General features: G+C 68.1%; 25 protein-coding genes and 5 pseudogenes. 20 read left to right on the top strand and 10 right to left on the bottom strand.

Going from position 1 to position 26,542, the window contains the following annotated elements:
• Positions 1–110 precede the first annotated feature (110 nt).
• Positions 111–931 (top strand): IS5 family transposase gene (locus tag OG828_RS48005; protein ID WP_328504761.1). Its coding sequence is split into 2 segments (ribosomal slippage): positions 111–468 and positions 468–931, totalling 822 coding nucleotides; the frame shifts between segments, so codons are not numbered across the junction.
• Here the strand turns inward: OG828_RS48005 and OG828_RS48000 are convergent.
• Complete coding sequence (locus OG828_RS48000; RefSeq protein ID WP_328504760.1) at positions 928–1,338, bottom strand: hypothetical protein; 411 nt, start codon at positions 1,336–1,338, stop codon at positions 928–930. The two genes, OG828_RS48005 and OG828_RS48000, sit on opposite strands and share 4 nt — an antisense overlap.
• A gap of 273 nt (positions 1,339–1,611) precedes the next feature.
• On the opposite strand from OG828_RS48000, the gene OG828_RS47995 reads away from it, so the two are divergent.
• Together OG828_RS47995 and OG828_RS49825 are read left to right on the top strand one after the other, a co-directional pair.
• Entirely contained in the window at positions 1,612–2,451 is an 840-nt protein-coding gene (locus OG828_RS47995; RefSeq protein ID WP_328502964.1) for an IS5 family transposase, read from the top strand.
• 43 nt (positions 2,452–2,494) lie between these two features.
• Positions 2,495–2,758, top strand: a pseudogene (locus OG828_RS49825) (hypothetical protein); the annotation flags it as partial.
• A gap of 15 nt (positions 2,759–2,773) precedes the next feature.
• Here OG828_RS49825 and OG828_RS47990 read toward each other — a convergent pair.
• A pseudogene (locus OG828_RS47990) lies at positions 2,774–3,659 on the bottom strand (IS982 family transposase).
• Between the two features lie 111 nt (positions 3,660–3,770).
• Here OG828_RS47990 and OG828_RS47985 point away from each other — a divergent pair.
• A protein-coding gene (locus OG828_RS47985; RefSeq protein ID WP_443062485.1) for an IS5 family transposase occupies positions 3,771–4,645 on the top strand; the annotation gives its coding sequence in 2 pieces (ribosomal slippage) (positions 3,771–4,160 and positions 4,163–4,645; 873 coding nt in all).
• 37 nt (positions 4,646–4,682) lie between these two features.
• On the opposite strand, the gene OG828_RS47980 is transcribed toward OG828_RS47985, so the two are convergent.
• Positions 4,683–5,066, bottom strand: coding sequence for a VOC family protein (locus tag OG828_RS47980; protein WP_328504759.1), 384 nt, complete (start codon positions 5,064–5,066; stop codon positions 4,683–4,685).
• Between the two features lie 345 nt (positions 5,067–5,411).
• Between OG828_RS47980 and OG828_RS47975 the strand changes: the two genes are divergently transcribed.
• Positions 5,412–5,888: a hypothetical protein gene (locus OG828_RS47975; protein ID WP_328504758.1), complete on the top strand. Its 477-nt coding sequence runs from the start codon at positions 5,412–5,414 to the stop codon at positions 5,886–5,888.
• Here OG828_RS47975 and OG828_RS47970 read toward each other — a convergent pair.
• The 3 genes and pseudogenes from OG828_RS47970 to OG828_RS47960 all read right to left on the bottom strand — a co-directional run bounded on the left by OG828_RS47970 (position 5,885) and on the right by OG828_RS47960 (position 8,077).
• Positions 5,885–7,006, bottom strand: a complete 1,122-nt coding sequence (locus OG828_RS47970; RefSeq protein WP_328499797.1) for an IS630 family transposase — start codon at positions 7,004–7,006, stop codon at positions 5,885–5,887. The genes OG828_RS47975 and OG828_RS47970 overlap by 4 nt on opposite strands.
• Before the next feature lie 110 nt (positions 7,007–7,116).
• Positions 7,117–7,411: pseudogene (locus tag OG828_RS47965) on the bottom strand (IS701 family transposase); the annotation flags it as partial.
• Positions 7,392–8,077, bottom strand: a pseudogene (locus OG828_RS47960) (transposase family protein). The pseudogenes OG828_RS47965 and OG828_RS47960, both read right to left, overlap by 20 nt.
• Before the next feature lie 202 nt (positions 8,078–8,279).
• Here OG828_RS47960 and OG828_RS47955 point away from each other — a divergent pair.
• The 8 genes and pseudogenes from OG828_RS47955 (at position 8,280) to OG828_RS47925 (ending at position 14,300) form a co-directional block, all read left to right on the top strand.
• Complete coding sequence (locus OG828_RS47955) at positions 8,280–9,488, top strand: IS110 family transposase (protein ID WP_328504757.1); 1,209 nt, start codon at positions 8,280–8,282, stop codon at positions 9,486–9,488.
• A 412-nt stretch (positions 9,489–9,900) separates the two neighbouring features.
• Positions 9,901–11,105: pseudogene (locus OG828_RS47950) on the top strand (IS110 family transposase).
• 61 nt (positions 11,106–11,166) lie between these two features.
• Entirely contained in the window at positions 11,167–11,340 is a 174-nt protein-coding gene (locus OG828_RS47945) for a hypothetical protein (RefSeq protein WP_328371440.1), read from the top strand.
• Between the two features lie 219 nt (positions 11,341–11,559).
• Complete coding sequence (locus tag OG828_RS47940; RefSeq protein WP_328504756.1) at positions 11,560–11,892, top strand: SCO0607 family lipoprotein; 333 nt, start codon at positions 11,560–11,562, stop codon at positions 11,890–11,892.
• A 732-nt stretch (positions 11,893–12,624) separates the two neighbouring features.
• Positions 12,625–12,789 carry a hypothetical protein gene (locus OG828_RS49820; RefSeq protein WP_443060254.1) on the top strand — a complete coding sequence of 55 codons (165 nt, stop codon included), beginning with the start codon at positions 12,625–12,627 and terminating at the stop codon, positions 12,787–12,789.
• A 103-nt stretch (positions 12,790–12,892) separates the two neighbouring features.
• On the top strand, positions 12,893–13,213 hold the full coding sequence (locus OG828_RS49815) for a hypothetical protein (protein WP_443062484.1): 321 nt from the start codon (positions 12,893–12,895) through the stop codon (positions 13,211–13,213).
• A 20-nt stretch (positions 13,214–13,233) separates the two neighbouring features.
• Positions 13,234–13,569, top strand: a complete 336-nt coding sequence (locus tag OG828_RS47930) for an ArsR/SmtB family transcription factor (RefSeq protein ID WP_328504849.1) — start codon at positions 13,234–13,236, stop codon at positions 13,567–13,569.
• The gene (locus tag OG828_RS47925) at positions 13,569–14,300 is read left to right on the top strand and encodes a cation transporter (RefSeq protein WP_328504755.1); all 732 of its coding nucleotides are present in this window, start codon (positions 13,569–13,571) and stop codon (positions 14,298–14,300) included. The genes OG828_RS47930 and OG828_RS47925 overlap by 1 nt, the downstream gene beginning before the upstream one ends.
• Before the next feature lie 215 nt (positions 14,301–14,515).
• Here the strand turns inward: OG828_RS47925 and OG828_RS47920 are convergent, their stop codons facing one another.
• Together OG828_RS47920 and OG828_RS47915 are read right to left on the bottom strand one after the other, a co-directional pair.
• Positions 14,516–16,000 carry an MFS transporter gene (locus OG828_RS47920; RefSeq protein ID WP_328371431.1) on the bottom strand — a complete coding sequence of 495 codons (1,485 nt, stop codon included), beginning with the start codon at positions 15,998–16,000 and terminating at the stop codon, positions 14,516–14,518.
• 134 nt (positions 16,001–16,134) lie between these two features.
• Entirely contained in the window at positions 16,135–17,268 is a 1,134-nt protein-coding gene (locus tag OG828_RS47915; RefSeq protein ID WP_328371428.1) for an FAD-dependent monooxygenase, read from the bottom strand.
• Positions 17,269–17,506: 238 nt separating this feature from the next.
• Between OG828_RS47915 and OG828_RS47910 the strand changes: the two genes are divergently transcribed.
• Positions 17,507–18,112 (top strand): TetR/AcrR family transcriptional regulator, encoded by a 606-nt coding sequence (locus tag OG828_RS47910; RefSeq protein WP_328442250.1) that lies wholly within the window; start codon positions 17,507–17,509, stop codon positions 18,110–18,112.
• 263 nt (positions 18,113–18,375) lie between these two features.
• Here the strand turns inward: OG828_RS47910 and OG828_RS47905 are convergent, their stop codons facing one another.
• The gene (locus OG828_RS47905; protein WP_328504754.1) at positions 18,376–20,055 is read right to left on the bottom strand and encodes an ABC-F family ATP-binding cassette domain-containing protein; all 1,680 of its coding nucleotides are present in this window, start codon (positions 20,053–20,055) and stop codon (positions 18,376–18,378) included.
• Between the two features lie 302 nt (positions 20,056–20,357).
• On the opposite strand from OG828_RS47905, the gene OG828_RS47900 reads away from it, so the two are divergent.
• The 4 genes from OG828_RS47900 to OG828_RS47885 all read left to right on the top strand — a co-directional run bounded on the left by OG828_RS47900 (position 20,358) and on the right by OG828_RS47885 (position 22,894).
• Entirely contained in the window at positions 20,358–20,699 is a 342-nt protein-coding gene (locus OG828_RS47900; protein WP_328504753.1) for a cupin domain-containing protein, read from the top strand.
• Between the two features lie 326 nt (positions 20,700–21,025).
• Positions 21,026–21,865, top strand: a complete 840-nt coding sequence (locus OG828_RS47895; protein WP_328504752.1) for a helix-turn-helix domain-containing protein — start codon at positions 21,026–21,028, stop codon at positions 21,863–21,865.
• A gap of 65 nt (positions 21,866–21,930) precedes the next feature.
• Positions 21,931–22,512 carry a dihydrofolate reductase family protein gene (locus OG828_RS47890; protein ID WP_328442246.1) on the top strand — a complete coding sequence of 194 codons (582 nt, stop codon included), beginning with the start codon at positions 21,931–21,933 and terminating at the stop codon, positions 22,510–22,512.
• A 97-nt stretch (positions 22,513–22,609) separates the two neighbouring features.
• On the top strand, positions 22,610–22,894 hold the full coding sequence (locus OG828_RS47885) for a hypothetical protein (protein ID WP_328504751.1): 285 nt from the start codon (positions 22,610–22,612) through the stop codon (positions 22,892–22,894).
• Positions 22,895–23,101: 207 nt separating this feature from the next.
• Here OG828_RS47885 and OG828_RS47880 read toward each other — a convergent pair whose 3' ends face one another.
• Complete coding sequence (locus OG828_RS47880; protein WP_328442244.1) at positions 23,102–24,547, bottom strand: pyridoxal phosphate-dependent decarboxylase family protein; 1,446 nt, start codon at positions 24,545–24,547, stop codon at positions 23,102–23,104.
• Positions 24,548–24,882: 335 nt separating this feature from the next.
• On the opposite strand from OG828_RS47880, the gene OG828_RS47875 reads away from it, so the two are divergent.
• A complete protein-coding gene (locus tag OG828_RS47875) occupies positions 24,883–25,482 on the top strand; it encodes a TetR/AcrR family transcriptional regulator (protein ID WP_328504750.1) in 600 nt (199 codons plus the stop codon).
• A gap of 278 nt (positions 25,483–25,760) precedes the next feature.
• The gene (locus OG828_RS47870) at positions 25,761–26,339 is read left to right on the top strand and encodes a MarR family winged helix-turn-helix transcriptional regulator (protein WP_328371403.1); all 579 of its coding nucleotides are present in this window, start codon (positions 25,761–25,763) and stop codon (positions 26,337–26,339) included.
• The last annotated feature ends 203 nt before the right edge of the window (positions 26,340–26,542 follow it).

The raw sequence follows: 26,542 nt of genomic DNA, 5'->3' as shown, positions 1-26,542 counted from the left end.
CCGGCAAACCCTCAGGTGAGCGACTCAGTACGAGACACCGTTCGAGGCCGGAAGAAAAAGAACAAGCTTAGACACCGTTTCTTATGGCCTGATCGTCCGTTGAACCGGGCATGAGGGATTTGGTTGAGCGGCTGGTGCCGGAGGAATTGTGGGTGCTGTTCCGGCGGGTAGTGCCGTCGATAGAGGTGAAGCGCCCGCAGGGCGGGGGCCGGCGGCGGGTGGGTGACCGCGAAACGCTCGCTGCGATCATTTTCGTGGCCACGTCGGGCTGCACCTGGCGGCAGTTGCCGCCGGTGTTCGGACCGGCCTGGCCGACTGTCTACCGGCGTTTTGCCCAGTGGAGCCGGGACCGGGTATGGGCCCGGCTCCACCGCGTGATCCTGGACGAACTCGGCAGCCGAGGTGAGATGGACTGGTCGCGGTGCGCCATCGACTCGGTCAGTGTCCGGGCTGCAAAAGGGGGCCACTGACCGGACCGAATCCGACCGACCGCGGCAAGTTGGGATCGAAGATCCACCTCATCACGGACCGGAACGGTCTGCCGCTATCGCTGGGAATCTCCGGCGCCAACATGCACGACAGCCTTGGCCTGAAGCCGCTCGTGCGCGGGATTCCGCCCATCCGCTCCCGCCGCGGACCCCGCCGCCGACGCCCTGCCAAGCTCCACGCCGACAAGGGCTACGACTACGACCACCTGCGCAAATGGCTCCGTCAGAGGGGTATTCGCCACCGCATCGCCCGTAAGGGCATCGAGTCGTCCAAGCGACTCGGCCGTCATCGCTGGGTGGTTGAGAGGACCGTGTCCTGGCTGGCAGGCTGTCGGCGCCTGCATCGCCGCTACGAGCGGAAGCCGGAGCACTTCCTCGCGTTCGTCGGCATAGCCGCAGCCCTCATCTGCCACCGCCGCATGGCCAGGTCGACCGATCGCTAGCGGGTGACGTCGCCCCTGTCCCCGCTGCGGGCATCACGGCTGACGGCATCGGCAAGCCGCTTCTTCCACCTCTTCTGCGGCCGGTTCTCCCTGTCGATCAAGAACCGTGCCGTCTGCGCCGGGTCGTAAGAGGGCCGACCCACCTGATGGATTTCCCAGTAGCGGGCTACTCGACGATCCAATTCTGCCAGGTCAGTCCGATCGGTCCGCGCCAGAAGTACCGGGCCTCTCCAGCCTTTTGGAGCTGTCAGGGCCACGATGCCCCCGCCTGGGGTGTAGGCCGCTGTGTACTCGCCCTCCGCAACATCGATCGCCTCGAGCCAGTTCGCTGCGTGGACGAAGGACGTGAAGACGCAAAGGTCTTCCGTTTGGTCGAAGACGAGCACGGTGTCGTTGGGAAGCTCCATACCGACCATCCTGGCAGCCAGGCCGATCAGGCTGCCACCAAAAGAAACGATGTCTAAAAGAGCGTTTTGTCCCGGCGAGGTTGTTTGGTGGCGCTTCGGGCGGCGAGTGGATATGAGACCGGTGAGGCGAGCGTGCTCAAGGCGGGCTGTGTGACAGCAGACGCCGCATCTCTGCCCGTTTAGGTCGAGTCGCTCCTGTCTGATCCCAAGGCGCCCCCGATTACCGCCGTTTGCGCCCTGGGGACAAGCCATGTCCGACGGTACTAACGAAACATGCCGCCACACCGCCCCTATCCCAGCGATCTCTCCGATGCCCGCTGGGAGTTGATCGGTCCCGCACTCACCGCCTGGCGGGCCGAGCGCAGAGGCAAGGGCCTGGACATCGGCCGCCCGCCCGAGCACGATCTGCGCCGCATCATGGACGCCATCCTCTACGTCGACCGCACCGGGATTCCCTGGCGGTACCTGCCGCACGACTTCGCACCGTGGGAGACGGTCTACGGCTACTTCGCCGCCTGGCAGAAGGAGGGCATCTTCGACCAACTCAACGGCCTCCTGCGGCGCCTGGTGCGCGAGGCCGAAAACCGGGATGCCGAGCCAAGCGCCTGCGTGCTGGACGCGCAGAGCATCAAGACCTCCGCCAACGTCCCCGCGGCCGGCCAAGGCATCGATGCGGGCAAGAAAATCGCAGGCCGCAAGCGCCACCTCGGTGTCGACACCCTCGGCCTGCTGCTGGCCGTCTGGGTGACCGCCGCCAGCGTCTCCGACAACACCGGCGGCATCCACCTGCTCTCGCAGATCGCCACCACAAGCCCCCGCGTGACCAAGGCGTGGGCCGACACCGGCTATCGCACCAAAGCCATCGACCACGGCGCCCGTCTCGGCATCGATGTCCAGGTCGTCCAACGCGATCCCGGCACCAAAGGGTTCAAAGTGATCCCCCGGCGTTGGGTGGTCGAGCGCACCCTCGGCTGGCTCATGCACCACCGCCGCCTCGCCCGCGACTACGAGAGGCACCCGCACCGCTCCGAAGCCATAATCCACATCGCAATGATCGACCTCATAAGCCGTCGGCTCACCCGCGAATCCACCCCGAACTGGCGCCACACCTGAACCTCGAACCAAACAACCTCGCCGGGACAAAACGCTCTTTAAAGCGGTCGCCGAACTCGAGCGCCTGGGCTACACCGAACGCCTCCCGGACCCCCACGACGCCCGCATTCGCCGCGTCACGCTCACCCCCCGCGGCCACGAAGCCGTCGCCGCCGCCCGCCATGCCCGGGCAGCACTAGAAGAACGCCTCCGGCAGCGCTTCGGCACCACGGCCCTCGACGCCGCCCGCGCTCTGCTCGCCGACCTCCTCGACACCCTTGGAGGCGCTGCGGCCGTCCAGCGCCGCGAGGTCAGACCGCCCCGCTAGCCGAGTCCGATGTCTTCAGTGGTCGTACGCAATCAGCGAGCGTTTGACCGTGGCTCCGGTGTTCCAGTTGTGCCAGATCGCGGTTACCAGGGCGAGCAGGCGTTGGGCGGTGCGGGCGAACACACCGGCTGGGGTTCTGCCGCCGTGCTGTTCCAGGCTGAGCTGGCCTTTGAGCGTGTCGATGACGGCTTCGATCCATTGGCGGACACGGGCGATCTTGCCGAAGCGGGCCGGTTCGTCCTTGCGGTCCGGCCGTACCAGGTGGGCTCCGAGCCGGTCGGTGACGAAGGCTTCGAACTCCCGGCCGGCGAAGCCCTTGTCGGCCAGGATCACCTGCCCGGCCCGGACCAGGCGGTGGTCGCGTTCCAGCAGCGCGGCCATCACCTCCTGTTCCCCGAGTTCAGGGTGGGCCAGGCACCAGGTGACGGGCATGCCTTCGGCGGTGGTGACCAGGTAGAGCCGGAACCCCCAGAAGAAGCGGGAGTGGCTACGGCAGTAGCCGTATCCGGCGTGCCCGGCCAACTCGGAGCGCTTGACGGCCTCGCGGGAGGCCGCGCAAGGCAGAGGGGTGGAGTCGATCAGCCGGAGGCTGTCGTGCCAGGTCGGCACCTGCCGGGCGAGTATCTCGATCCCGTGGCTGACCAGCGGTCCGGCGGCGTTGAGGCGCTTGTTGTAGGCCGACTGCTGGGGCAGGTAGCCGAAGAGGTGTCCGAGCCGGGCATGGGCGAAAACGGATCCAGTGCCGTGTGGAGGAGAAGCCGAGCAGGACCTGGGCAACCGCCAGACACAGCAGTTCGGCGTCCGTGAGTTTCGGGGGCCGTCCGATCCGGCGACAAGGCGCCACGTGGTCGTCGATGAACACGTAGAGTGCCGCCAGAAGGGCGTCCAGGTCTGTCTTCACACACTCACCAACGGGCGTCCTTCGTCATGGTCGCGACCAGCACACTCATCGGACTCGTTCATCTAGGGTCTGTTTTCAAAGTGGATCAAGGTCGTGTCATGATCACGTCTCATGGCTCGGGGTGATCTGACGGATGCGCAGTGGGCGGTGCTGGAACCGCTGTTGCCGAAGGGCATCAAGCCCGGTCGGCCGCCGGTGCACACGAAACGGCAGCTGATCAACGGGATACGGTTCCGGACTCGTACGGGCATGCCGTGGCGGGACCTGCCCGAGCGGTACGGGCCATGGGAGACGGTGTACAGCCTCTTCCGGCGCTGGCAGCGCGACGGCACCTGGCACCGCATCCTCGAACAGCTCCAGGCCCGCGCGGACGCGAAAGGGTTGATCACCTGGGACGTCTCGGTGGACTCCACGATCACCCGCGCCCACCAGCACGTGGCGGGCGCCCGCAAAAAGGGGATCTGCAGATCGAGCCGCCTGGGGGCGTCTTCGCCGAGCCCGACGACCACGGGCTCGGGCGCTCCCGCGGCGGACTGACCACCAAGCTCCACCTGGCGGTCGAGCAGGCCCAGAAGATGCTGTCCGTCGTCATCACCGCCGGCCAGCGCGGCGACTCCCCGCAGTTCCAGGCGGTCCTCGAAGGTATCCGTGTGCCCCGGCTCGGGGCGGGCCGTCCTCGCACCCGGCCGGACAAGGTCCGTGCGGACAAGGCGTACGGGTCGCGGGCGAACCGGGCCTACCTGCGGCGACGCAAGGTCAGCTGCACGATCCCGGAGAAACGCGACCACATTGCGAACCGCAAGAAGCGGGGCTCCCGCGGAGGTCGGCCCCCGAAGTTCGACAAGGCCGACTACCGCGAGCGCCACGCGGTCGAGTGCGGGATCAATCGCCTCGAGCGCCACCGTGCGGTCGCCACCCGCTATGACAAGCTCGCCGTCCGCTACGAAGCGACCGTGCTGGTCGCGGCCATCAACGAGTGGCTGTGACCAGTATCAGCAGGGCTCCCGACCTTGTGGGTGAGCCTCAAGAAGACATCGCAGCGCGGTCAGACTCGCTACGGAGAACACAGAATTCGTTGCCTTCAGGGTCTGCGAGGACGGCCCAGCCCGCGCCATCGGGTTCTCGGCGATCGGCGACGAGGGTGGCACCGAGGCTCAGCAGCCGCTTGACCTCCTCCTCGCGCGAGGTCTTCGGGCGCAGACACAGGTGGATCCGGTTCTTGACTGTCTTTGGTTCTGGCACCTGGTTGAAGTGCAGCAGCGGGCCCTCCGGCAGCATCACGTCAATCTCCGGGTCGCCCGGTTTGTCCTCTGGATGCAGCAGACAACCGGTCACCTCGCTCCAAAACTGGGCCAGCTCATAGGCATCCGCACAGTCGATCGCCACGTTCTGCAACACCGAGACCATGCACGTGAGCCTGCCCGAGCACCGGCACACCGTTCAAGCTCCGGTGTCACACGACACCAGCACTTCGAAACACGCCCTAGGTGGGCGAGGGCAAGACGGGCGGGAGGCCCGCCCCGGCAATGCCTGCCAGGCGGCCCAGGACGGGCAAGAGTGACACGAGTCGGGTAGCGGGATGACTGTCCCAGCAGGCAACGGCTTCCCGAATCTGCTGGACTAGGCCGCGTTTGGAGTCGTGATCCCTATTGCGATGTGCTCGTGTTGGCCGATACTCGCGGTATGCAGATGGTGGTCCACCCCGAGTCAGGCTTGAGCAAGGCCACTTGGACGGAGCGGGACCTTGACGCGATGTCGTTTGACTCGTGCCAGATCCACGCCCTCGCCGTCACCGACGACGAGGGCCCGCCCGACGACCTGACCCCCGAGGAGTTCCTCGAGCAGGACGACATCGATGACACCGCACCGTCGGCCCTGCAACTGCACCTCGACCTCGATTACATCGTGCGCCGGGTCGAGCCGCCGTCGCCCTGGCGGGACGTCAAGTTCTGGGTCTCACCGGCCACGCTGGTCTTCGACTGCATGGGGCCGATATCCGGCGACCTGCGCTCCATCCAACTGCCGCTGCAAATGAGGAGGCTGCAACAGGTAGGGCCGACGCTCCCCCGCAGTGAGAGGCGGTGGCACCTGGAGGGCACCGGCTTCCTCCTGAAGTTCAGCGCCTGGAGTTTCACCCTTCACCTGCGCCAACCGCCGCGATACGGCAGGCGAGTGCTACGGATGGCCGACCGCGGAGGGATCAGCTTCGAACCGCGCTCTTTCACCTAGTGTCCTGCGCCAGAGATCCGTCGGCAGAGGCGGGCGAGGGAGTCGAGGATCTCTTCGGCGGTCTTGGTCCAGATGAACGGTTTAGGGTCTTCGTTCCAGTCCTTGACCCAGGCGCGGATGTCGGCCTCGAGGGCTTGGATGTTCTTGTGTGCGCCGCGGCGGATCATCTGGTGCGCGAGGTAGCCGAACCACCGCTCGACCTGGTTGATCCACGAGGAGCCGGTCGGGGTGAAGTGCAGCTCGAAGCGCGGGTGTCTCGCCAGCCAGGCCTTGATCGCTGGAGTCTTGTGGGTGCCGTAGTTGTCCACGATCAGGTGGACCTGCAGCTGTGCGGGCACCTCCTTGTCGATCCGGATCAGGAACTTCTTGAACTCCGCAGCCCGGTGCCGACGGTGCAGGGCGGTGATGACTTCACCGGTGGCGACGTCGAAGGCAGCGAAGAGGGTGGTCAGCCCGTTGCGCACGTAGTCATGGGTGCGCCGCTCGGGCATGCCCGGCATTATCGGCAGCACCGGCTGGGACCGGTCCAGGGCCTGGATCTGCGACTTCTCGTCCACCGACAGCACCACCGCCCCCTCGGGCGGGTTGAAGTACAGGCCCACGACGTCGTAGACCTTCTCCACGAACAACGGGTCGGTCGACAACTTGAAGGTGTCCGCCAGATGCGGCTTGAGCTGGAACTGCCGCCAGATCCGGCCGACCGTGGACTTCGACAGGCCGCTGTGTTGCGCCATCGATTTCCGCGACCAGTGGGTGGCGTTCTTGGGCAGTTGTTCCAGCGTGGTGACCACGACGGCTTCCACCTGATCGACGCTGATGGTGGGCGGCCGGCCCGGTCGGGGCTCGTCGACCAGTCCGTCCAGCCGCTGGGTGAGGAAGCGCCGCCGCCACTTGCGGACCGTGTCCGCGGCCACCCGCAACTCGCGGGCGACCGCGACAATCGGCGGTACTTCCGGCCCCGCGCACGCCAGCACGATCCGCGCTCGCAGGGCCAGGGCCTGGGCCGATGTTGCCCGACGCGTCCACCGCTCCAACACCGCCCGCTCGTCATCAGACAGCAGCAACGGCTGCAGCTTCGGGCCCCGACGAGGAACTGACGCACCAGCAGTAGAAGTCACACACCAACTAACGATCAACTACTGGCGCAGGACACTAGTAGTGCTTCGTTAGGTTCTTGTTCTGGTGAGGGGGCGGCCGCAGGTGGTGCAGGTGCCGTCCCAGCACCGCAGCAGATCCTGTAACGCGTCGAGGACTTGGTAGAGACTCAGGCCCCTGTGCGGGCTTTTTGGGTCGTAACGCCGCAGGGTGAGGAAGGCCTGTGCGGCGGTGACGAGGGTGACGTGGTGGTGCCAGCCGCGCCAGGTGCGGCCCTCGAAGTGGTCCAGGCCCAGGCCGTGTTTGAGTTCCCGGTAGTCGTGCTCGATGCGCCAGCGCATCTTGGCCCCGCGCACCAGATCGGCGACGGGAGTGGTGGCGGGCAGGTTGGTCATCCAGTGAGCTCTTTCAGCGGTGCCGTTCCAGGGTGAGGACGGCGGAGGAGAGTTGACGACATTCGATTCGGGCTGCAATCGGGCCCTACGGAAGATCCGCCAGGACTTCAGTCGTGCGACGCCGCGCTCGACCGGTGCGCGTGCAGCGGACAGGGCGCGGTTGACGGTTCGCTGCGTTGGTGTGAGGTCGCTGCCCGGCGGCCGTCTCAGGGGCGTCGTCACCCACGGGCCGGCTCCGATGTAGGCACGGTCCGGGACGCCCTGGCGCTCACAGATCCGGATGATCCGGTGGGCGCGGGCTGCGGTCAGATCGTGGGCGCGGCCGGGCACCGCGGGCGAGATCCACAGCAGCCGTCCGGCCGGGTCGGTCACCAGCTGCACGTTCACCCCGTGCCGGCGGTGCTTGTGGGAGTAGTCGGCACGACTGTCGCCGACCCGGTCGCATTCGGCGAGGGTGCCGTCCAGCAGGACGTACTCGGGATCGGCCTCGCGCAGGGTGCGCAGCAGCCCGGGCGCGCGGTCGGCCAGCAGATCGATGACCGCTCTCGCGTAAGCGTGGGCGGTGCCGACAGCGATACCGAAGCCGGCCGCGATCTGCGTGAGGGTGTCGTGCCGGCGCAGGTACACCAGACCGACCAGAGCACGCTGGTGCGGTGGAAGCTTGCAGCGGCGGTCACCCTCACGGGTGACGATGAGCATCGTGATCCCTTAAGAATGGTTGTGGTCCGGGAGGACTGGGTGTAGCTGATGGTGACCTGCCGTTGATGGCTCCGAGTGAGTGGCTGCCCGGTTCTCCGGGACGCTCCGGCCGCTGATTGAGAACTGCGGTCATCGCTGGTTAAGGGCTTGGCGGCGGAGTGTTCCCGGACCCTGAAGGCGCTGCTTCCTTGGGAACGGAGCGATGACGGTGACGGAACATCATGAGCAAGTCTGGGTCGGCATCGACGCCGGCAAGGCCCATCACTGGGCTGTCGGAGTCAACGCCACCGGAGAGAAGGTACTTTCGAGGAAGGTCGTCAACGGTGAAGACGAGATCCTGGACCTGATCGTCGCAGCGTGCGAGATGGCCAACGAGGTGCGATGGGCGGTCGACATCTGCGGCCGGGCCTCGACGCTGCTGCTTGCACTGTTGATCGCCAACGGCCAAAGCGTGGTGTACGTGCCTGGACGCACGGTCAACCGGATGTCCGGCGCTTACCGCGGCGAAGGGAAGACCGACGCGAAGGACGCCCTGGTCATCGCCGACACCGCGCGTATGCGCCGGGACTTCACACTCCTGAGCCTCCCGGACGAGACCATGGCCAACCTCCAGTTGCTCACCGCGCATCGAGCCGATCTGGTCGCCGACCGGGTACGACTGATCAACCGCCTGCGCGACGCCCTGGTAGGCATCTGCCCCGCTCTGGAGCGCGCCTTCGACTACTCCGCCGCCAAGGGACCGGTCGTCATGCTCACCGAGTACCAGACCCCGGCCGCCCTGCAGCGAGCCGGCGCCAAACGCCTCGCGGACTGGCTGGCACGACGTACGGTCCGCAGTGCAGCCGATGTCGCCGCCCGCGCGGTCGAGGCAGCCCAGTCCCAGGTGACTGCTTTGCCGGGCGAAAAGCGAGCCGCCAAACTCGTGTGCGACCTCGCACACCAACTCCTCATGCTCGACGAATGCATCAAAGACACCGACCGGGAGATCCGCGAAGCCTTCCGCCTTGACGAGCGCGCCGAAGTCATCGAATCGCTCCCTGGCATGGGACCCATCCTCGGGGCCGAGTTCCTCGCCATCGTCGGAGACCTGTCCAGCTACGCAGACGCCGGCCGCCTGGCCGCCCACGCGGGACTGGCCCCGGTGTCACGCGACTCCGGCCGCCGGACCGGCAACCACCACCGGCCCAAGCGCTACCACCGCCGCCTGCGACACGTCTTCTACATGGCCGCCCAAACCGCCATGATGCGCCCCGGACCCTCCCGGGACTACTACCTCAAGAAACGCGCCGAAGGACTGATCCATACCCAGGCACTGCTGGCCCTCGCACGCCGCCGAGTCGACGTCCTATGGGCCATGCTCCGTGACAAGAGGCACTTCACGCCCACCCCACCAGCCACCCAATCGGCTTGACACCGTCATTGAGACTCACTCGACGAGCTTGTGAGGCAGGTCGAGTGCGGCAGGATAGGCAACCAACAGGGCTCCTGCGCCGGTGGGTTGAGACTTCGAACACCTCCTCCAACGGCACGGGAGCCTTGTGCGTTGCGGGCACCGACGCCGTCATCCGATCAGTAGCCACGCTGAAAAGGCTCCCTACCTTGGTGGTGGGGTCGGTCCCGATCATTCGTAGGATCGGGAGTCCCCAGGGGTCCGGGTGTGGCTCAAAAGGCTCATGCCGAAGGTCGTGGCTTTCAGTGATTGGCCGCCCGGGTCCCGCGACGACACGGCCACTGATTGGGATACGCGGTTCAGTCGCTTCGTAGGGACACGCTGGCGTGGTCGTCTGCTGGGACCAGGACAGCGACCTTCGAGGAGGCAGAAGTTGCCTGAGCTGTGGGCGGGAACGGACGCGGGCAAGGCCGAGCACCACTGCACGGTCATCGACGCTGACGGGGTGAAGGTGCTCTCGCGACGCGTGCCAACAACGAGCCCGAACTGCTGGAATTGATCCGGAATGTGCTCGAGTTGGCCAACGGATCGCCAGTGACCTGGGCGGTGGACCTCAACGCAGGAGGAGCCGCACTGCTGATAGCCCTGCTGGCCAGCCGGGGTCAGCGCCTGCTCTACATCCCCGGCCGCACGGTGCACCACGCCTCCGGCTCCTACCGCGGCGACGGGAAGACCGACGCGAAGGACGCCTGGGTGATCGCCGACCAGGCCCGTATGCGCCGCGACCTCCAGCCGCTGCAGGAGGGGGACGAGATCGCCGTCGACCTGCGGATCCTCACCGCCCGCCGCTACGACCTGGCCGCCGACCGCACCCGAGCCATCAACCGGCTGCGTGCCCAACTGCTGGAGTTCTTCCCTGCGTTGGAGCGTGCCTTCGACTACAACGCCTCGAAGGGCGCACTGGTTCTGCTGACCGGATACCAGGCCCCCGCTGCCCTGCGGCGAATCGGGAGGAGCCGTCTGGCCGGCTGGCTCGCCAACCGCAGCGTGCGCAATGCCGCGGTGATCGCGGCTACTGCGGTCGAGGCTGCCCACGCCCAGCACACCCAGGTCCCCGGCGAGAAGACCGCGGCCGCCATGACGCACACACTGGCCCGCGCGGTCATGGACCTGGACGCCGAGATCGCGCGCGTTGACGCGCCTATCGAGGACCGGTTCCGCCAGCACCAGCACGCCAAGACCATCGTGAGCATGCCCGGCATCGGCACCCTTCTGGGCGCCGAGCTGATCGCCAGCACTGGTGGCGACCTGGCCGCATTCGGCACCCCAGCCCGCCTGGCCGGCGTCGCGGGCCTCGCCCCGGTTCCCAAGGACTCGGGCCGGATCAGCGGCAACATGCGCCGTCCGCACCGCTACCACCGGCGCCTACTACAGGTCTTCTACCTCTCCGCACAGGTCGCTGCCCGCAGCTGCCCCACCTCCCAGGCCTTCTACCAGCGCAAACGCAGCGAGGGGAAGACGCACAAGCAAGCCGTCCTCGCTCTGGCCCGACGCCGCCTCGACGTCCTATGGGCCCTTATCCGCGACCAACGCACCTTCACCACCGATCCGCCCGCACCCCGCCACGCAGCGGCCTGACCACACCACAGAACGTCAACTCACGCCTTGACAAACCACATTGGGAATCACTGTCCGGGAGATGTTCTCGCGCTACGAGAACGGCGGATACGTCACCCCCGAGGGCACCCTCGTCGGCCTGCGCGTCCACGCCGACGCCTGCGTCACGGCGTTCGTTCCGCGGTCCAACTACAACGTGCAGGCCAACGGCCCGTACCCGGAGACCGGCTGCTTCGAGCCGCCGTACGGCCACTGAGGGCGGTGCGCACGGGGGTGGCCGACACCGACTGGGATGGAGGCGCTGGATCGAGGGCCCTGACGGGACGATCACCGCAGCGCTCCAAGTCGGCCAAGTACGCCTTGTATCAGCTCTGTTGAGTACAGGCTCTGGCACGGCCTGAGTACGCGTACTCAAGATCCGGCGTTCACCGCCCGCCACAGTGGAGGCAGACCGAACAACCGACAGGAGACGACCGTGACCTCCAGCGCCAGCCGCCCCCGCCCCGCTTCCCGACATCTCCGGCTCGGCGCCGGCGCGCTCCTGGGAGCCGTCGCAGTCGTCGCACTCAGCGGCTGCTCCGCTCTCTCCCTTCAGGAGGCCATCTGCAGCGACGGCGAGTACCCCGTCATGACCATCGGGGGCACCGGCTCCGCGTGCGTCAAGGATGACGAGAAGGTGCCGGAGGGGTACACGCGTTACCCCGAGGGCAAGGTGCCGCAGCAGGTCGACGACAAGTGGGACGTGTACTGGCGCACGCACACTGTCGACGAGAAGGGCGGCATCGTCGACGCGTCGGACACGGAGTGAGCGGTGGTGGCCGGCTGCAAGGCACTTCAAGGTGCTGGCTGCTGCGCCGCGTACACAACCGCCTGATCGAAGATGGCACGCCTCTGGCTGGGGACAGGCGTGCCGCGCTCGTGGGCCGCGGCTGATCGTCGACGTGGCGGAGCAGATCCTCCGGCTCCGGGTTCCGGGAACCGCGGGGGTCCATGACACGGGTGCAGCCGGTATTTCGGGCTGGCTGCTGCAGGCCGTGGTCATCGTGTCGGGCTCGTGGGTCACCATGGCCTGGGCGCGCGGAGTTCGGGGCTCCAGACGATGTAGGCGCCCGTGGCACGCGGTGACCGCCGAGGTCGCGGGTCGCGGTGCCGGGTAGCCAGCCACGCGGGTCTGTACTTGCGGACAGCTTCCTCGCGCCGGTCAGCAGCATGATCGCGTCCTCCAACGGCCCAGCCAGGAGCCGATGTGCGCTGTGGTACGGCCTCCGCCGCGAGGGCGGGCCGCGCTTCGTCGTGCCCTCAACCACTCCTGGGTCCCGCCGAGCGGAAAGCACTTTCCCAACTCCTCGAGAAACCCTAAAGCGTCCTGGGCAAATCAACACCTCCCCCGACCCCCACACTCCACGCTCAGGAGGACCCTCAATGAGTCCACGACGACCCCAGGAGCTCACCCAGCACGCACTCCGCCCCTGGCGCACCAAGGTAGTCATGGCCGCACTGGCAACGGCCGTGCCGTCCGGCCCCGGCATCCCGGCAACAGGTGGCGGCGGCCGAGATCACCTGGAACCTCGAGCGGGCGAGCAACCCCACTCAGGACCAGCTGACGGCGTACCACCTCATCACCAAGGCCATGAACGCCGCGGTCGCCCGGTACAACAACCTGAGCGACCTGGGCAAGAGCATCACCGTCCGCTACGACCCGTAGCGTGCCGACCGTCGATGGGAACATCAAGGGAATCATCCGCTTCGGCAACCGCAGCTACATGACCGAGCGGACCACGCTGCACTAGATCGCCCACACCATCGGCGTGGGCACGAGCTCGGGCTGGTCCAACCTCGCCGGCGGCGGAACCTGGCGCGGCGCACAGGCCACGGCACTGGTCAAGCAGTTCGACGGCTCGGGCGCCACGCTGTCCACCGGTGGTGGGCACTTCTGGCCCTACGGCCTGAACTACGAAAACGAGTTCTCGAACACCGCGGCCGACCGGCCTGAGCAGCGCCGATCGTTTCGGGAACGTTGGGCGGTCCGGCGGCACATCGTCGCAAAGCCGCGCCTGAGCTGGGGAGTTGGCCTCCTTGGCGAGTTCGCTGCCCGGAAGCTCTGGATTCAGGATTCTCTGAATCCATGATTTCATGTACCGTCATGTCTGTGCTGAAACTCGCCTCCGACACCGACGCGCTGGCCCGCTTCGGCCGCGCGCTCGCCGACCCGATCCGCTGCCGCATCCTGCTCGCCCTCCGCGAGGCGCCCGCCCATCCGGCCGACCTCGCCGAGCGCCTGGAGATCTCCCGCACCCGGCTGTCGAACCATCTCGCGTGCCTGCGCGACTGCGGCATCGTCGTCACCGTCCCCGTAGGCCGACGCGTCCGCTACGAGCTGGCCGACGCCCGCCTCGGCCACGCCCTGGACGACCTGCGCGGCGCCGTAGTGGCCGTCGAGGCCGACCGGACCTGCCCGGACGCCGACGAGAAGGACTGCTGCTGATGGCGGTGCAGATATCCGTCGGACCCGCCCCGCAGCGCCGCACCCAACTCGCCCGGCGTATACGGCTCCTGGTCGCCGCCACCATCACCTACAACGTCATCGAGGCGTTCGTCGCGATCACCGCCGGTACGACCGCCTCCTCCACCGCCCTGATCGGCTTCGGCCTGGACTCCGTCATCGAGGTCTCCTCGGCCGCGGCCGTCGCCTGGCAGTTCTCCGCCCGCGAGCACCACGTCCGCCAGGCGCGCGAAAAGACCACCCTGCGGATCATCGCCGTCTCCTTCTTCGCGCTCGCCGCCTACGTCACCGTCGACTCCGGCCGCGCCCTGACCGCCGCCCGCGAGGCCGCGCACTCCACCCCGGGCATCGTGCTCGCCTCCCTGTCCCTCGCGGTGATGCCGTTCCTGTCCGCGGCCCAGCGCAAAGCCGGGCGTGAACTCGGCTCGGCCTCGGCCGTGGCGGACTCCCAACAGACCCTGCTGTGCACATACCTGTCCGCAGTCCTGCTCGCCGGGCTGCTCGCCAACTCCCTGTTCGGCTGGACCTGGGCCGACCCGGCCGCCGCCCTGATCATCGCCGCCGTCGCGGTCAAAGAAGGACGCCAGGCATGGCGGGGCGACGCCTGTTGCTCCGTGCCGGCCGGCCTCGCCGAGGCAGCGGGGCGGGAGACGGGCGACCGGGAGGGCTGCGCATGCGGCCCGGAGTGCTCGTGCCACGGACCCTGCGCATAGCCCACACACAGCGCTACAGCAGTCCACCTCTCAGGCGGGCGATCAGTCCACATCACCGTGGCTGCCGATGAGCTCGACGATGTTCCCGGCATGCCGCCCGCATCAAGCAGGCCACTGAGCCCCGCTACGACGGAAACTGGCCGTTTCGCCACGAGGTTCGACCAGTGGCAGTGGTGACGAGGCATACCGCTCCCCCAACGGGCTGGGCCGGCGGGCTACCGGCCGACCGCAGGCGCACCCGGACGCTGCGGTGCCCCGGGTACGGCCGGCGCGGCAGGCCGGTTGCGGACCAGCATGATCGCGGGCACCGCGGCGAGGACGAAGAGCACCCCCGCCATCGCGACGTAGAGGTACACGCCAGTCGCCGTGCTCACCAGGGCACCGTCTGCAGAAGTCGCGGCAGTTCGGGTCGCTCTGAGCACCTCGCCGCCGGCGATGTTGAAGACGACCGAGCCGAGAGCGAGCACGACCGACACCAGACCGGCGATCGTGCCCTGCCGCTCGGGCGCTACGAAGCTGGTCGCCAGGTTGTACCCGGAGGCGCCGATCGCGCCGGCGGCCATGCCGACCACGGCGCCGCAGGCGATCGCCATCGGGAGTGCCGATACGCCCGCCAGCATCGCGAAGGTCCCCGCTGTTCCGACGGCGATGCCGCCGAGGAGGGGCAGTGCGGGACCGTACCGCCCCGCGATCCATCCGGCGCACGTACCGCCGATCACGATGCCGGCATTGGGCGTAGCGAGAAGCACCGCGATCGACTCTCCGTCGCCAAGACCGTAACCGAGCCCCAGGTCGGGGGGCACGTGCGCGACGACACCCGTCAGCTGCAGCAGGCTTCGGAACGAGCCTGCTGCCAGGACCAGAGCCAACAGCGTCAGCAGGATCGGGCGGGAGAGTGCCCGGATGTCGATGATGGGTTCGTCGACCCGCAGCGCGAGGAACGCCCAGCCGGCCAACGCGGCGGCACCGGCCGCCAGCAGCGTGATCATGCCCCCGGACAGCCATCCGAGGTCTCTCCCCAGACTGATGTAGGCGAGCACCGCGCCGAGTCCGCCGCCGAGCAGGAACGCCCCGCGCACGTCGACCCGGCCGGTGCTGCGGATCGGCGACTCGGGAATGAAGGAACGTACGCAGAGCGCGGCCGCCGCAGCGAGCAGCGCCGCCGTGATGAACACGCTGCGGTAGCCGAGCTCTTCAATGACGGGCTGCATCAGGTACGGCTCAATGACTCCGACGATCGACGAGCCGGACGTCACGAGCCCGACCAGGGCCATCGCCACCCGCGGGGTGCAGATCTGGCGTGCGAGGGCCACCGTGAGGAAGACCGCGGCGAAGGCGGCGCCTTGGAGGAAGCGCCCCACCAGGAAGATCCAGACGTTGGAGGCAGCGAGGCAGACCAGCGCTCCTGCGCAAGAGAGGAGCAGCGTGCCGATGAGTATGCGGCGCTTGCCGAAGAGGTCGGAACTCTTCGCGAGCAGCGGCGACCAGATGGCCCCGGCCAGCATCGCGCTCGCGTTCAACCACGCGACCTGGTCGGTGTCGAGGTGCTCCAGTAACTGGGGCATGACCATCATGGGCGAGCCGATGGCCACGTCGGCCAGGACGTTGGCGAGGGTGAGAACGGCCGCCCAGATGATGAGCCGCTTGCTCCAGCGATGCTCTTGGGTGCCGGGGACGGGCTTTTCCAGCGTGTCTTCCACTATGCATTCGCTCCAGCGGATGGGGGTGAGGTCCCGGGGAACATGCGGACGCCCCGTTCCGGGACTTACCGAAGGTCATTGGGCGTTGTCCGCATGACGCCCGGGAACCGGAAGCCAGTCACATCGCGCCGGGTTCAGGGCGCACCGGTGCCTGATGCCCGCAGTGCCTTGTTGCGGGCGGCAATCGCAGCCCAGGTCGTCGGCAGCATGCGGTCGCGACCGCCGTAGACACGGTCCTGGGCGAACGTGACATAGGGGCGCTGCCGGGCCTCGTACCGTGCGAAGGCGGTGGTGTGGTCATTGCCGCACCGTTCGAGTTCCTCGGCGAGGAAGCGGGCGCCGGTGAGTGCGAGTGAGGTGCCCCGGCCGGACAGGAAGGCCGGGCTGTATCCGGCGTCCCCCACGAGGGCGACGCGGCCTCGGTGCCAGGTGGGCAGGTGGATCTGGCTCGCGGAGGTGAAGAAGAAGCCGGGATCGGCAACGGCCGCATCGAGCAGCTCCGGGATCCGCCACGAGCGGTAGCCCGCGAAGGCGTCGATGAGGATCTTCTTCTGGGCGTCCAGGTCGTGGTGGTCGTAGTCGATCCGTTCCGAGCGGAACTGGAAGACCGCAACGGCTTTGCCGTTGTACCGGAAGAGGCCTGCCATCCGGCCAGGCACGTTGTAGATCGAGTTGCGCATCGAGTCGGCGCCCTCGGACTGCGTCTCGCCGGGGTGGTCGGCGAGGGCGAAGTAGACACCGAGGTGTCGGAGGTAGGCCTCCTCGGGCCCGAACACCAGCCTGCGTACCGCGGAATGCTGGCCGTCGGCACCGAGCACGAGGTCGTACCGCCCGGTGCTGCCCGAGGCGAAACGCACGTCGACGCCGCCGTCGACGCCGCCGTCGGTCAGTGTCTCGATCGAGTCGCCGAAGCGGATCGCCGCGGTGTCCGGGAGGGCGTCGGCGAGGATACGCACGAGGTCCTCGCGGAGGAGCTCGATGTCGTCGTCGGAGTCGCTGATCTCCGCCATCGGGATCCGGGCCACCGGCTCGCCGTCGCTGTCGACGAACTGGGTGAGCTCGGACATCCGGACCCGTTGTTTCTGGATCTTCGCGAGCAGTCCCATCCTGTCAGCGGTCTCGATCGCGTCACCGCGGATGTCGATGGGTGTGCCGGTGAGTCGGAGATGGCGGCCGTACTCGACAACGGTGACGTCGTGGCCGCGGGTGCCGAGTTCGAGTGCGCAGGCGAGTCCGGCGATACCGGCTCCGGAGACAAGGATGTTCACGTGTGTGCGCTCCAGGTTTCGCTGAGGTGGGTGGGCGATCGAACCGGCTGCCGCTCGCCGGCCGGGCAGACGAACCGGCGGAGCGGTGGGGTGGGGTGGGCAGGCCGCTGACGTGGCAGTCCGACGACTAAAGAAACAAACTGTCGCTTTTAGCGAGCCTACTTCCCACTGGCTTGCACCGCAACGCCGCACCTGGCGACAATCGGCACCCGAGCCAGAACAGGAGGTGAGCGCGGCGATGGCCAACGGGACCGCTGACCGGCCGCCTGCCCGGCGCCCCGGCGGCCGCAACGCGCGCGTGAGAGCGCAGATCCTCGACGCGACCGTCGAACTCGTGGCGCGCGACGGCATCGCGGGCTTCCGCTACGAGGAGGTCGCCGAGTTCGCCGGCGTGCACAAGACCAGCGTCTACCGCAACTGGCCCGACCGCGAGGAGCTGGTGGTCGAAGCCCTGCTGCGCTACGCCGAGGATCTCGCCTCGGTCGCCGACACCGGCGACATCCACCGGGACCTGGTGGACTTCCTGCTGGCCCTCGCCGGCGGTCTGGAAACACCGTTCGGCCGGACGCTCGAACAGGCCATCCAGCCCGCCCGCCACAGCTCCACCGTCCAGGCGCTGACCAGGATCCTCGACCAGCGCGTGGCCGCCATGCAGCGACGGGTGGACACCGCCGTCGAGCGGGGCGAACTCCCCCAGGTCGACAGCTCCTTCCTCGGCGAGATGATCTCCGGCCCGGTGCACCTCATCGTGAATCGCGGCATGCGCCCCTTCACCCGCACGGACGCGGAGCGCATCGTCGGCGTGGTGCTCGCCGGAATCCGGGCCACGGCGCCGCGCACCTGAGCAATCGCCCTGACCGCGCCGTTCAGGCCGAAGTCAAAACGCCCGTCACGTCCACACTCGACACAACAAGCCGAAGTGCCCGACCCGTTCGCGCGTGCAGGGAAGCCATCCGCCGACGGGTTCAGGAAGCACCGCTTCCACGCCGACGGGCCGGCCCCAGCCGCCCAGCCCGCCATCGCACCCGCATCAGCTCGGCCGGGACATCGTACGCATCCATCTGACCGCCCCACTACGGGAGTTCATCGAAGCGAACGCCGATCGGCTCACGGTGTTCCAGCTGCAGGTGCCGCAGGTCCGCCCACCTCCAGACGCGGCCAGTTGGCGAGGTCACGCAGCAGCTGGCGGTCGTGCGTGGCGACGACGACGGCGGCGCTCGTGTGGCGGATCGCGTCGGTGAGTTCGTCGACCAGTGCCGGTGACAGGTGGTTTGTCGGTTCGTCGAGCAGGATCAGCCCGGGCCGACCGGCCAGCGCCAGCGCCAGGTCGAGGCGCCGCTGCTGCCCCTGCGACATCCGCCCGACCGGTGTGCGCATCGCCTCGGAGTCCAGCAGACCCAGTGCCCCGAGCGGGACGGCCTCGGCTTCGCGGAGCACCCCGTGGGCCACCAGTCGGCCAACGTGGCGGGCGTGCACTTCGCGGGCGGTGAGTCCTAGGTCCTGGTGGGCGGTCTCCTGGGTGACCCGGACGATCCGTGCGCCGTTCGCCGTCCGGACGTGCCCGCCGGTGGGCTGGAGCGAACCGTCCAGCACTGCGAGCAGCGTGGACTTCCCGGCACCGTTGGGTCCGGTGACGAGCAGCCGGTCACCGCCGTCGAGGGTGAGGTCGACCGGACCGGCCAGTCGGCCTTCGACGGCGATGCCGTACGCCCGCAGCTGCGGCGCACCCGGGCGGACATCGAGGTCCGGCCACCGCAACGGCGACGGCGGCTCCGGTACGTCGATCCGGTGCGCCTGAAGCGCTTCCTGCTGCCGGTTGAGGGACTGCACGACGCCCGGTGCGCGGGACTGGCGCTGGTGCTTGCCGGTCCCCTTGTCCGGCCGCCAGCCGGTGGAGAGCCGGTCGCGGGCCTTCGACACCGCGTCCTTCAGCCGCCGGTGCTCGGCCAGCTGTTCCTCGTGGTCCTGCTCCCAGCGCGCACGCTCACGACGCCGGGCGTCCTGCCAGCCGTCGTAGCCGCCGGCGTACAGACGCGGCCTCCCGTCGCGGGTCGGGTCCAGGTCGAGGAACCGGTCCGCGACATCGCGCAGCAGTGCCCGGTCGTGGCTCACGACGGCAAGGCCGCCCTCGTGCTCACGCAGCCTGCGGGTGAGGAAGTCCAGCCCGTCCGCGTCCAGGTGGTTGGTGGGCTCGTCGAGCAGCAGGACGTCGTGCCGCGCGCCGAGCAGGCACGCCAGCCGGACTCGGTAACGCTGTCCGACCGACAGCGTCGACAGCGGACGGTCGCGTTCGGTGCAGGCGCCGAGGGCTTCGAGGGCGACATCGACGCGGCGTTCGGCGTCCCACGCATCGAGCCGGGTGGCGGCGTCGAGCGCGGCGGCGTAGCGGTCGTCGGCAGCGGGATCGCCGTCCGACATGGCGACGGTCGCCTCGTCCAGCGCGGCGAGAGCCGCGAGCGACGCGGCCAGCGCCTGCGACGTCAGGGTGCCTACGGTCGCGCCGTCCCGCGTGGACAGCTCCTGGCGGGCCAGACCGGTCGTACCGGCACGGTGCACGCTGCCCTCGTCGGGCGTGATGAGTCCGGCGAGGACGTGCAGCAGAGTCGTCTTGCCACGGCCGTTCTCGCCGACGACGGCGACCCGTGACCGGGCGGAGACCGTGACCGAGACGTCGGTCAGGACACGCCGGGACCCGCGGGTGACGGTGACGCTCTCGGCCCGGATGTGCGCACTACCGCCCGCCTCGACGGGCAGGGACATGGTTTCGGGGGTCGGATTGAGGTTCAACGGATGCTCCGCAGCTCGCAGTCGAGCCGGGCAGCAAGAAGTGGCCGCCCGGCGGGAACCGGGACGGCGAGCGCTGATTCAACAGGGAGAAGGCGCCGCCGTCAGCGGGCGGAGCGAACCTTCTGCGACCAGATACCTCGTGCCATGACGATCACGATAACAGCGCCGGTCGCCTCCGGTCCTCCGGGTTTCCGGCCTACGAGACCCCGTGACGCCAGCCATTCCCGATTCCCCGGGCTCGGGATCCGCGCAACTACCTCTTCCGCATCAGGCCGTGAACCAAGCGGCGAAGCCCCCGTCGTATGATCACCACGCCCTCGGCGGGCGGGGAGAACCGCATCACCAGCGGGATGAGCGTGTACCCGGTGGGCTCCTGCGCGCCGTTGCACTCGCACAACTGCGACGAGCACGTGACGGTCATCGAGGGCGAGGCGGAGGTCTGGGTGGACGGCGAGGTGACCAGGCTGGAGAGGTTCGACACCACCTACATTCCCTCACCGGTCCCGCATCTCTTCCGCAACATCGGCGTCATCCCGCTGCGCATTCTGTGGGTGTACTCCTCGGGCCATGTGACACGGACGTTCACCGAAACCGGCAGGACCGTGCAACACCTGTCGGCCGAGGACCAGATGGGCAAGGACTGATCACCAACCGGTCACCGGGACGTCGCGTACGCGGAGGCCGCGGCCCGGGACCGCGCGAGGGCCACGTAGCCGACTTTGGCGGCGAACAGCCCGCGGCCGCACAGCAGGGCACGGTGACGCAGCAGAGGGTTGGTTCAGCGCCTCCCCCATGCGCAGGGCGACACTGGAGGGCGGAGAATCCTCCATCGCTCACGCGGCACGCGTAGCCCACGCAGATGTCCGCGGCCGGGCGCGCGTCCGGGATCGGCGCCGGCTCGATGCCGGCGGCAGGGCGGCTGGACCATCCCGGCGCGCGATGCCGGCGGGGCGTCGGCGACACTGTGGGCGTGGAGTACGTGTCCCGAGTGCCGCGACCGCCGCTGGACGGGCTGATCGACGACCTTTATTACCTGGAGGGTGCGTCGCCGTACGCTCGGTTGACGCTGCCGCCGTCGCCGGCGGCGTTCCTCATCGTCAACCTCGGGGCGCCGTTCCGCATCCGTGCCGGCACCGACATCGAGACGGCCGAGTACGCCGATGGCTGCCTGGTCACCACGCCCACCCGCGCGTTGGAGTTCGGCTACCCACTCCGGACCCGGTCCGTCGGCGTGCACTTCAAGCCGTGGGGGGTGGCACCGTTCCTGCCGATGCCTGCGAGCGAGCTGTGCGACCGGCCGGTGACGACAGAGCAGGTTTGGGGCCGGTCCTCCGTTGCTGAGCTGCGAGACCGGCTGGCCATGGCGGACGGACCGCACGAGATGCTGACGCTGCTCGAGGAGGAGCTGATGCGACGGCTGTGCGAGACAGCCGGCCTGGGGCTGGTCCGCCATACCAGCAGCGTCATCGCGGCGACCAGCGGGGCGGTCGCGATCGGCGACCTGAGCGTGGCAGCCGGTGTCAGCAGCACTCACCTTGCACAGCGGTTCAAGGAGCTCATCGGCGTCACGCCCAAGCGGCTGGCCCGCAGCTACCGCTTCGCCTCCACCGTGCTCTCGATCAACCCCGCCGGACCGATCGACTGGGCCGATCTCGCCGGTGGCGCAGGCTACTTCGACCAGGCCCACTTCGGCCACGAGTTCCGGGCGTTCACCGGGCTCACGCCGACCCGGTACGTCGAAGTCCGGCGGCGGTTCCTGCGCGAACATCCCGGCCACGCGCTGGACGGCTGGCCGCTGCCGGCCGATTGATTTCTTACAAGAGCGACAGCTCACGACACGCTAATTTGGGGCACCCCAAAGCAGAGGAGAGCCCCGTGGGCAAGGTGGTCATGTACGCCTCGGTGTCGGTGGACGGCTTCGTCGCGGACGAGAACGACCAGCCCGGACCGCTGTTCGACTGGTTGACCAGCGGTGACGTCCCGTTGGACGAGAGCGGCTACGTGAAGGTGTCACAGACGTCCTACGACTACACCCGGCCGTACTGGGACCAGATCGGGGCGACAATCGTCGGCCGCCACGTCTTCGACATGACGGACGGCTGGGACGGGAAGCCTCCGGGCGGGGTCGACCACGTGGTCGTCGTAACGCACCGGCCGGAGCCCGAGGGCTGGGACCCCGAGGCGCCGTTTCACTTCGTCGACGGCGTCGAGGCAGCCGTGGCCAAGGCGCAGGAGCTTGCGGGTGACCGCATCGTCGAGGTCGCCGCCGGCGACGTCGGTGGCCAGGTGCTTGCCGCGGGCCTGGTCGACGAGGTGCGCATGGACGTCGTACCCGTCGTGCTCGGGTCCGGCAAGCGCTACTTCGGGTCGGTCGACGCGCAGCACCTGTTGGAAGATCCTGACGTGGTGATTCAGGGCAACCGGGTGCTTCACCTGCGCTATCGGGTGCGCCGTTGACCGATCTGAGCGGGTACGCGAAGAAGATCGCTGTCCCTGATCGGGCAGCCGACGCCGGTCCGCCCCAGCACCTGCGGGCAGACCAGCAAGATCCACCTTGCTGCCGTCCGCAGGTGCCGACCGCGCGTTCGTCGGTGCCCCGTCGTCCTTCGGCGACGAAGAGGTATCGCTCATGTGCCAGCACCTCAAGGGCACCGACGAGCAACCCGACCGCCGGTTCACGCTGACGTTCTGCGCCTGGGCCGACCGCGACACGGCGGGCACCGTGACCATCGTGCACCTGCCCTCGCCGGAGCCAATGTCGCTGCCGGACGCGGCAGAACTCACCAGTGCGGGGCGCGACGACGCACTGGTGCAGATCGCGGATGTCTCGTCTGAGTAGGGTCGGGGACTGGCGCGGTGGCTGACGCTCCGTTCCAGTCCCCGACCCAAAGGGCCGTCTACATGTCCAGCAGCCTCGCTGGACCCGTACCGCCGCGCACCGGGCGTGCTCATCGACCCCGATGACCTTCACACCGTTCAACCGGCCGGGATCAGCTGACCCAGCTGCAACCTTTTGCCGGTCAACTCCACGATGCCGGTGGTTACGTCACCCACCGCTCTGGCGAGCGGCCTTGCGAAGCGAGTCCCACAGGGTGTCGATGTGGTCGGGCAGCGTCGTCGTCGCGCCGATTGCGACGCGAATCGCGAAGTGACCGTTGACCGATGTGTGCGTGAGGAAGGAATGCCCTTCGGCGTTGACCGCCTCCATTGCCGCCTTGGTGGCGGCGTCGTCGGGGCGACCGCCCCGGTCGACGAGGTACAGACATACGAGTGCCAGTGACGGCGGGGCGGCCAGGGCGAAGCCCGGCTCGCTCTCGATCCTGGCGGCCAGGGAGTCGGCCATGGCGACGTGGCCGCGGATGCTTTCGCGCAGGCCTTCCAGTCCTGCGCCGTGCACCACCGACCAGATCTTCAACGCACGCATACGACGGCCCAGCGGAACCTGCCAGTCGCGGTAATCAACGACTTCGCCCGATTCCGTCGCAGCGTTACGCAGGTACTCCGGCGTGATGGACAGCGCTGTCGGCAGCACGCCGGCATCCCTGACCCACATGAACGAGGCGTCGAAGGCGGTGTAGAACCACTTGTGCGCGTCGGTGCAGAACGAGTCGGCAAGGTTCACGCCGTCCAGGAGCCAGCGGAACTCGGGACACAACGCCGCGACTCCCGCCCACGCGGCGTCGACGTGCACCCAAGCCTCGTACTCACGCGCTGCCAGGGCGACGTCTCTGACGGGGTCGATGGCACCCGTGCCGGTTGTGCCCACGGTCGGACAGACCATGACCGGCCTCTTTCCGGCGGCTGCGTCCTTGGCCAGCATGTCTGCCAGGGCATCCGCCGACATGGACAGCGTGCCCTGGGTAAAAGGGACGATCCGCAGTGCTCGCGCACCGAGCCCGGCCACACGCACGGCCTTGGCCAGCGACGAGTGGGTCTCGGCAGTGACGTACACCGTCTCGGTGCCGTCCACGCCGCGTTCGCGCCAGTCCGGGTTGCTGCGCTGCAGCGCGGCCAGCAGCGCAGCCAATGATGCCGACGAGGCCGAATCCTGCAGCGAACCGCCTCCGCCCCCGGCGAAAGTGAACTCGCCACCAAGGCCCAGCGCGTCTGCCAGGCCGTCGAGCAGGACCTGTTCGATCTCCGTCCCGGCCGGCGATGTTGACCAGAGCATTCCCTGCGCTCCGATACCGCCCGATGCGATGTCACCGAGGAGCGACAGCAGTGACGCGTTCGCTGGGAAGTAGCCGAAGAAGCCCGGATGCTGCCAGTGGAGCGACGAGGGAACGACCACGTCGTTCAGCAGGGCGATGAGATCATCGCCCAGCGCCTGGGACGGCTGCTCAGGCAGTTCACGAGGAAGCTGAGCCTTCACGGAGCCCGGTGAGACATTCGGCTGCACGCGCAGGGAAGGGAGCGAGGCACGGTATCGGGCAACCCAGTCCACCAACTGGTGGCCCTGGCGGCGGAATTCATCTGGCTCAAGATCAGGCATGCTCTGTCCTATGAGGTGGTGATGGTCATGACGAGGGCTGGACGCCTACCTGGGCAATCAGGTGCCCAGGGTGAGGTGGCCGGTACCGGATTCAGAGGGCCTCGATGCCGTCATACCGACTGGTGTCACCAGAGCACGTCCGTCTACAGTTGTAGATTAATAGCTCCAACGTAGTCCCTCATGCGGTTACTGGGAAGGGGGGCGCCATCTGGACCTCTCTCACGCGACCGGGCAGGGCAGCTGCTCACCCCCGCTCCGTGCGCCCCTCCGCGAGAAGGTGACGTAAGAGATTCACCAGGTCACAGGCCTGGTCTACCCGTTGGTAAGGTGTCACCATGCCCAAGATCGTGGACCACGATGCGCGGCGCGAAGAGATCATCGAGGCTGTCTGGCGCCTTGTCGCGCGGCGAGGATTCGCGGCGCTGAACATGCGGGATCTCGCCGCCGAAGCAGGGTTCACCAACGGTGCGCTCGCACGGTACTTTCCGACCAAAGCAGCCATTCTGCGGGCGGCGCTGGAGCGCGCCAACGCAGCCACCGAGCAGCGGGCCGCCCGCACCATCGCCGGCGTCGACGGCGTGGACGCGTTCCGCAAGTTCTGCGTCGAGATCATGCCCCTGGACGACGAGCGTCTCAATGAGGCCCGCGTTGTCATCGGCTTCTGGAACTACGCGGTGGCCGATGAGGAACTGATCGACGTCTACGACCAGGCAATATCGCGGTGGCGCGATCAGATGCTCTCGTATCTGCGCACTGCTGCTGAAGCAGGAGAGATCAACCCGTCCTGCGATCTCGATGCGTTCTTGGACCTTGTGATGGCCACGCTGATGGGACTCCAGATCAACGCGATCTTCGCGGCTCGCCTGACCACACCCGCCCGCCAGTTGCGGATACTCGACGGACTCATCGCGGGGTTGCAGACCAGCACCTCATGATCTGAGCACGCGGGCCAGGGCTGGACAGAGAGGGTCGCCCACAGCGGAAACTGCGGCAGTCCGAACGCCTCAGCAGCTCGTCCTGCAGACGCACGAAAGGGCGAGGATCCGCTGCCGTCTCCTGGAGCGATGACGTTGGTGATCAGCTCTGTGCGAAACCGCCCATGGGCACATCGGCGGCTGACGGCCGAGCGCTCCCCCACCCCGGCCTTCGTACAATTTGGGACCGAACGGTAATGTCGATCCAGTGCGTCGCAGGACGTCGAAGGGGTGTGCCCGTGCCCGGCCAACGATCCATCACCGAAGCCGAGAAGCTGGCCGATGCGAAGCTCGGCGGCATCCCGATCCGCCATGAGCAGATGGCTGTCGTGGCCAACATCTACCGGGCGGCCTCGGCGGTCCGGCAGCATCTGGAGAACTCCGTACTCCGCGGATCCGATCTGACCTGGACGGCGTTCGTCGTGCTGTGGGTGGTCTGGGTCTGGGGCGAGTCGGAGACCCGCCATGTGGCTGAGGAAGCGGGGATCTCCAAGGGCACGCTCACCGGGGTCGCGCGCACGCTGGAGGCGCGGGGGCTGGTGCGGCGGAGCGGTCATCCCACCGACGGGAGGCTGGTTCTGCTCAGCCTCACGGACGAGGGCGAGGAACTGATGCGGCGCGTGTTTCCGCAGTTCAACGAGGAGGAGGCATTCGTCGCCGAGCAACTCGACGACGAGGAATGCCGCAGCATCGCGGACGGACTACGGCGAGTTGTGCTCCAGGTCGAGGAGCACGGCGAGGCACGTCGGCGTGCCCTCCTGAATGGTGCCGAGCCCGCCCTGCGTCGCAGTGGCCGCCGTCCGAAGCCGAAGGCGTGAAGCGGAGCCCGCGCAGCGGGGGCAGGACTCAGCGGGAGTCCGCCGCGATGACGGCCGGCATCGCGCTCGGTGTCAGGGACGCATCGGTCCAGGTCGTCTTCCCTGTCGGGGACCAGCAGATGTCCCGGCGTCGCGTCAGCTGTGCCGGCGGAGCGCCCGCCCTCGTTCGCGTCCCCTCAGGTACGCGGAGGTGTGGCCGCCAT

The organism is Streptomyces sp. NBC_00457, assembly GCF_036014015.1.
Lineage (GTDB): Bacteria > Actinomycetota > Actinomycetes > Streptomycetales > Streptomycetaceae > Streptomyces.
This window is presented reverse-complemented; position numbering and strand designations above follow the sequence as displayed.

Excerpts from the sequence above, each read along its gene's own strand:
- OG828_RS48000 (WP_328504760.1), bottom strand. The coding sequence starts at position 1,338 with ATGGAGCTTCCCAACGACACCGTGCTCGTCTTCGACCAAACGGAAGAC.
- OG828_RS47995 (WP_328502964.1), top strand. The coding sequence starts at position 1,612 with ATGCCGCCACACCGCCCCTATCCCAGCGATCTCTCCGATGCCCGCTGG.
- OG828_RS47980 (WP_328504759.1), bottom strand. The coding sequence starts at position 5,066 with ATGGTCTCGGTGTTGCAGAACGTGGCGATCGACTGTGCGGATGCCTAT.
- OG828_RS47975 (WP_328504758.1), top strand. The coding sequence starts at position 5,412 with ATGTCGTTTGACTCGTGCCAGATCCACGCCCTCGCCGTCACCGACGAC.
- OG828_RS47955 (WP_328504757.1), top strand. The coding sequence starts at position 8,280 with ATGACGGTGACGGAACATCATGAGCAAGTCTGGGTCGGCATCGACGCC.
- OG828_RS47945 (WP_328371440.1), top strand. The coding sequence starts at position 11,167 with ATGTTCTCGCGCTACGAGAACGGCGGATACGTCACCCCCGAGGGCACC.
- OG828_RS47925 (WP_328504755.1), top strand. The coding sequence starts at position 13,569 with ATGGCGGTGCAGATATCCGTCGGACCCGCCCCGCAGCGCCGCACCCAA.
- OG828_RS47910 (WP_328442250.1), top strand. The coding sequence starts at position 17,507 with ATGGCCAACGGGACCGCTGACCGGCCGCCTGCCCGGCGCCCCGGCGGC.
- OG828_RS47900 (WP_328504753.1), top strand. The coding sequence starts at position 20,358 with ATGATCACCACGCCCTCGGCGGGCGGGGAGAACCGCATCACCAGCGGG.
- OG828_RS47880 (WP_328442244.1), bottom strand. The coding sequence starts at position 24,547 with ATGCCTGATCTTGAGCCAGATGAATTCCGCCGCCAGGGCCACCAGTTG.
- OG828_RS47875 (WP_328504750.1), top strand. The coding sequence starts at position 24,883 with ATGCCCAAGATCGTGGACCACGATGCGCGGCGCGAAGAGATCATCGAG.